Source organism: Pseudomonas sp. RL_105y_Pfl2_101, from assembly GCF_963970585.1.
Taxonomy (GTDB): domain Bacteria; phylum Pseudomonadota; class Gammaproteobacteria; order Pseudomonadales; family Pseudomonadaceae; genus Aquipseudomonas.
Window position 1 is genome coordinate 1 of the sequence record NZ_CAXAPG010000070.1, and the last position, 6,251, is coordinate 6,251.

At 64.4% G+C, this 6,251-nt stretch carries 2 protein-coding genes; both read right to left on the reverse strand.

Going from position 1 to position 6,251, the window contains the following annotated elements; translation table 11 throughout:
* Positions 1-5,581: amino acid adenylation domain-containing protein (locus tag AACY31_RS28060; protein WP_445261589.1), on the reverse strand; the 5,581-nt coding region annotated here is incomplete at its 3' end.
* A partial coding sequence (locus AACY31_RS29160; protein WP_445261590.1) for a phosphopantetheine-binding protein occupies positions 5,578-6,251 on the reverse strand: 674 nt, incomplete at its 5' end. The genes AACY31_RS29160 and AACY31_RS28060, both read right to left, overlap by 4 nt.

A 6,251-nucleotide genomic window follows, 5' to 3' on the forward strand; every position in this document is an offset into this window, starting at 1 on the left:
ACTGCGCAGGTTCCAGCAAGGTTTCATGGTCGATCACCACCACTTGCCCGCCATTGAGCAACGCGCCCCAGACGTCCATGGTACTGGCGTCGAACGCCGGGTTGGAGGCGAAGGCAATGCGGTCGTGCGCGTTGAAATCGGCATAACCGTTGTTGATCACCAGCCGGGTGATCGCCCGATGCGGCACCAGCACGCCTTTCGGGGTACCGGTAGAGCCCGAGGTGTACATGATGTAGGCGATCGATTCACTGGACTGCGCCAATGCCGGGTTGTGCAGCAGCCCTTGGTCGTCCAGCGTGTCCAGGTCGATGCGCCGCGCGCCTTCAGGAACCACCTCGGTACTGAACGTCAGCAGGCACTTGGCCTGGCAGTCGCCAAGCATGAACCCTTGGCGCTCCAGCGAGGCGTTGCGATCCAGCGGCACGTAGGCTGCCGCGCACTTGAGAATCGCCAACTGGCTGGCCAGCAGCTCGATGGAGCGTGGCAGCAGGATCGCCACGCAGTCGTCCGGTTGCACGCCGAGGCCGATCAGGTGATGGGCCAGGCGGTTGGCCTGCTCGTTCAGCTCTGCGTACGTCACTTGGCGCTGTCCGTGCACCACTGCAATCGCGTGCGGCAGGTGCGCGGCCTGGGCCTCGAACAGCGCCAGGACGGTCTGCTCGTGGGGATAGGCACGTTTGGTGGCGTTGAAATCCACCCGCAACTGGTTGCGTTCGCTCTCCGGCAGGATCTCCAGGCGATTGAGTGGTGTCTGGGGCGCATGCTCGAGGGCCTGTACCAGATTTTCCAGGGCCGTGTGCATGTAGGCGCAGATACGCGCCGCGCCAATCCCTTGCGCCACCAGGGCGCTCAACATGAAGCCGTCGCCCAGGTCATCCACCGATAGGGTCAGCGGGTAGTTGGTCCGTTCTTCGTTGCCCAGGACTTCCATACCCTGCCAGGCGCTCATGGCCTCGGCTGAAGCGGAGCCGGTCGCGCTGTGCCGGTAGTTCAGCAGCGCACTGAACAACGGGGCCGGTGCGGCCACGCGGCTGCAACGTTGCGCCAGGGCCAGCGAAGCATGTTCGTGACCGAGCAATGCGGTCAGCCGCCCATGGGTGGTCTTGACCCCGGCGCGCGCGCCCTGCTCATCCAGCTTGACTCGCAGCGGCAAGGTATTGATGAACATACCAAGGACCCGGTCGGCGCCCTCGCCGGCCTGCATCCGCCCCATCAGGACCGTGCCGAACACCACGTCCTCTCGCGCGGACAAACGTCCCAGTACCTGTGCCCACGCCAAATGGTGCAGGCTGGCCGCACTCACGCCGAGCCGCCGCGCCTGCGCCCGCAAGCGGCGGTTTAAACCGGCGTTCAATGCCAGCTTGGCCTCCTCGATGCCACAACCGTCACCCTGCACCTGTTGCAACCCCAACGGCAGGGTCGGCTCGTCGACATCACCGAGCATCTCGCGGAAGAACTCTTCGTGTTCTTGCTCACTGACACCCAGGCGCGCCTGGGCCACATAGTTGCGGTACGGCAGCGCGGCGGCCAATTGGCCGGCCTGGCCCAGCAGGTGCGCCTGCATCTCTTGCTGCACGACTTCCAGCGCCGTGTGGTCCAGGGCAATGTGGTGGAACAGCAGCATCGCCACCCAGCGCTGGTTGGCCGTGTCATGGGCATAACGCAAGCACATCAGCGGGGCCTGGCGAATGTCCAGGCGATGATGACGAGAGTCGTAACGTGCATGCAGTTGGGTCACGGCATCGACGTCCGACGCGTCCAGCCGCAGTTGCTCGACACTCAACAGCGCCTTGCGCCAGACCACCTGTATCGGCTGCTCCAGCCCCTCCCACATGATCGAGGTGCGCAGGATGTCGTGCCGGTCGATGACGCCTTGCAATGCCTGGGCGAAGGCCTCGAGGCGCGCCTCGTCCTGGAAAGCGAACAGCGCCTGCAACACGTAGGGATCGCCCTGCTGCGCCGAGACATGGTGATAGAGAATACCTTCCTGCAACGGTGCCAGCGGGTAGATGTCCTGGACGTTGTGCACACCACCCGGCACCGTGGCGACGATTCGGTCGATCGCCGCCTGGGTCAATGTCGCCAGCGGCAGCATGGCCGGGGTGATCCGCTCACAATCGGGGGTGATGCCATTGGCCGGGACCGCAACTTCATTGCCGCCGCCCACCGCTGCGGCCAGCGCCGCGAGGGTCGGCTGACCGAACAGCACGCGAACGTCTGCGCTCAAACCCACCTGGCGCATCTGCTCGATCAGGTTGACGGCCAGCAGGGAATGGCCGCCCAGCTCGAAGAAATGATCGTGGCGTCCCACCTGCTCGACGTTGAGAACTTGCTGCCACAGTCGGGCCAGGGTCATTTCGGTTTCGCCCACCGGAGCTTCGTAGCCTCGGCTGATGATCGAAGCCTGGTCGGGAGCCGGCAAGGCCTTGCGGTCGAGCTTGCCGTTGGGGGTCAGCGGCAAGGCATCGAGCCGCACGTAGGCAGCCGGGACCATATAGTCCGGCAAGCGGCTTTGCAGATGCGCACGCAGGGCTTCGATGTCCGCGCTGTCATCCGTTGAATGCAAGGTGAAATAAGCCACCAGGCGTTTTTCGCCGGGAACGTCTTCACGCACCAGCACCGTCGCCTCTTTCACCGCAGCGTGTTGCGCCAGGCGGGCTTCGATCTCCCCCGGTTCGATGCGAAAGCCACGGATCTTCACCTGGCCGTCGTTGCGGCCCAGGTACTCGATATTGCCGTCCTCCCGGAAGCGCCCGAGGTCGCCGGTGCGGTACATCAAGGCCTGGGGGTTATGACTGAACGGGTCGAGGAGGAATTTTTCGGCGCTCAGGTCCGGGCGGTTCAGGTAGCCGTTGGCGACCCCCAGGCCGCCGATGTACAGCTCGCCGGCCACGCCCTGGGGCACGGGTCGCTGCTGCGCATCGAGGATGTAGACCCGGGTGTTGCTCAAAGGACGGCCAATCGGGACGCTGCCCTCGCCACCGGCCTTGATTTCGTAGGTGGTCGAGAACGTCGTCGCTTCCGTCGGGCCGTAGCCGTTGAGCAGATGGGCCGGCGCGCCGTCCTTGAGGACGCGGGCGATTACCGCCGGATCCAGCACGTCGCCGCCGACAATCAAGTAGCGCAACTGGGCGAACACGTCCATCAGGTGGTCGGCGTATTGGTGAAACAGCCCCGCCGTCATCCACAACACAGTCACCGCCTGCTCGAGCAACAGCCCGTGCAAGCGCTCCTGGGACAACAGCACGTCCTGATCGACCACCACCACGCAACCGCCATTGAGCAACGGTGCCCAGACTTCCAGGGTGCTGGCGTCGAAAGCGGGATTGGAGGCGAAGGCCACCCGGTCCTGTTCGTTGAAGTCGGCAAAACCGTTATTGATTACCAGCCGACTGATTGCCCGATGCGGCACCAGCACGCCCTTGGGTGTCCCCGTGGAACCTGAGGTGTACATGATGTACGCCGGCGCTTCGCTCGATGCGGGTTGCTGGCCACAACGGGCCGCCGGCTCGGGAAGGTCGACACGGTCCAGGTCCACCCGACGCACGTGCGACGCCAAGGCTTCTCGGCTGTGGGTCAAGGCCAGCACGGCGTGGCTGTCCTCGATCATGAACTGCTGGCGCTCGGCAGGGGCATTGATGTCCAGCGGCAGGTACACCGCCGCACACTTGAGCACGGCCAGTTGGCTGACCAGTAGATCGAGCGAGCGCGGCAGCAGGATCGCCACGGTCTGACCCGCTTGCAGCCCAAGGTCGAGCAGATGCCTGGCCAGACGCCCGGCGTTGCGGTCCAGTTCGCGGTAAGTCAGGACTTGCCCATCCTGCACCGCTGCCGGCGCGTCCGGACGTGCCTGGGCCTGGACCTCGAACAAGGCATGAATCGGTTGTTCGCGCGGATAATCACGGTCGGTGTCGTTGAACGAAAACAGCACCCGTTCACGCTCCGATTCTGGCAGTAACGACAGGCTGTTGAGCATCGCTCCGGGCGCAGACTCCAGGGCGGTGACTAGGCTTTCAACGGCGGCCTGCATGTAATCGCCGATGCGTTGCGCGCCAATCAGCGCAGTGGCTTGCGCCGACAAGGCGAAGTCGTCGGAAAAGTCGTCCACCGAGAGGATCAGCGGGTAGTTGGTGCGTTCTTCCGCCCCCAGGGCTTCCATCCCATCCCAGGCCAGGCTGACGTCAGCCGCGGGGACATGCGCCGCGCTGGCGCTGTGACGGTAGTTCAGCAGCGCGCTGAATAGCGGCGCCGGCGCCGCCACGCCGCTGCAACGTTGCGCCAGGGCCAGGGAGGCGTATTCGTGACTGAGCAGGCTGCTCAACCGCGCGTGGGTGCTTTTCACCCCATCGCGCACGCTCTGTGCACCGACACCCACACGCAATGGCAAGGTATTGATGAACATGCCCAGGGCCCGGGTCGTGCTTTCGCCGGCCTGCATGCGACCGAGCATCACCGTGCCGAACACCACGTCCTCGCGGCCCGATACACTGCAGAGTACCTGCGCCCAGGCCAGGTGAAAAATGCTCGCCGCGCTCACGCCGAGCTGACGGGCCTGCGCGCGCAGACGGCGACTGAGGTCCGGGGCCAGTGTCAGATGGCTTTCTTCGATGGCACTGCCATCGCCCAGCACATCCTGCTGGCCAAAGGGTAAGGTCGGTTCCTCGACGTTGCCCAGCATCTCGCGGAAGAACGTCTCGTCAGCCTGGCGCTGGCCGACCTGTCGGGTCCGAACGACATAGTCGCGGTAAGGCGCGGCAGGCTGCAATTGCCCGGCCTGCCCCATCAAGTAGGCTTGCATCTCACTCTGCACAACCGCCAGGGCTGCGTGGTCGAGGGCCATGTGATGGAACAGCAGCATGGCGACCCAGCGCTGGTTGGCTGCGTCCTCGGCAACCACCAGCAGCAACAGCGGCGCCTGGCTGACGTCCAGGCGATAGTGCCGAGGATCGAAGCGCGCCTGCAGTTGCGCCATGACGTCACCCTCGGCGAGGTCGGCACTACTGATGTCCTTGACCCCCAGTCGGGCCTCGCGCCAGACCACCTGCACCGCCTCCTGCAACCCTTCGCGGACGATGGCGGTGCGCAGGATGTCGTGGCGGTCGATCACGCTTTGCAAGGCGTCGACAAAATCCGTCAGGCGCTCCTGCCGACTGATGCTGAAGTGCGCCTGCAACAGGTAGGGATCGCCCTGGGTGGCGGTCAGGTGGTGATAAAGAATCCCCTCCTGCAACGGCGCCAGCGGGTAGATGTCCTGCACGTTGGCCGCGCCGCCCGGCACGGTGGCCACGATGCGGTCGATGGCCGGCTGGTCGAGGGTCACCAGTGGCAGCATGTCCGGCGTGATCTGCACGCAACCGACGGGAATGGCATTGGCTGGGATGTCGATTTCGCCAGCCTTGCGGTCATCGTATTGCCCGGCCTGGATCAACGCGATCAGCGCGGCTTTGTGCTCGCGCAACATGGCCAGCACCGCCGGCTCGCTCAGGGACTGTTTGCGGCCCCGTACCACAAGCTGATCGCCCTTGACTGAAAGCTGTACGTCTTTTTCTTTTAGTGTCGCCAACAGTTCGATCACACTCACAGGACAATCTCCATTTTTTCTGTCGTTGCCGCGTATTCCGAGAGCGTGGGCTGCTCGAACAACGCCCGCACATCCGCTTCCATACCCTCTTGGCGCATCCGCTCCATCAGGCTGACGGCAAGCAAGGAATGCCCGCCCAGTTCGAAGAAGTGATCGTGACGGCCAACGCGCTCTACGTTGAGCACTTCAGCCCACAGCTGGGCCAGGGTGATTTCGGTTTCGCCAATAGGGGCTTCGTAGCCCCGGGTGATGAAAGCCTCCAGGTCCGGGGCCGGCAGCACCTTGCGGTTGAGCTTGCCGTTGGGTGTCAGCGGCATCGCATCGAGGCGTACATAAGCCACCGGCACCATGAAGGCCGGCAGTTGCGCCAGCAGCGACGTACGTAGCGCATCGAGTTCCACCGCTTCGTCCGGCGCGTACTGGGTGAAATAGGCCACCAGGCGTTTTTCCCTCGGTACGTCTTCACGGACCAGCACCGCAGCCTCCTTCACCGCGCCGTGCTGGGCGAGCTTGGCTTCGATTTCGCCCAGTTCGATACGGAACCCGCGGATCTTCACCTGATCGTCATTGCGCCCCAGGTACTGCAGCGTGCCGTCCGGCAGCCAGCGACCGATGTCACCGGTTTTGTACAAACGGGCGTCGGCCTTGCCGTAGAACGGGTCGGCGATGA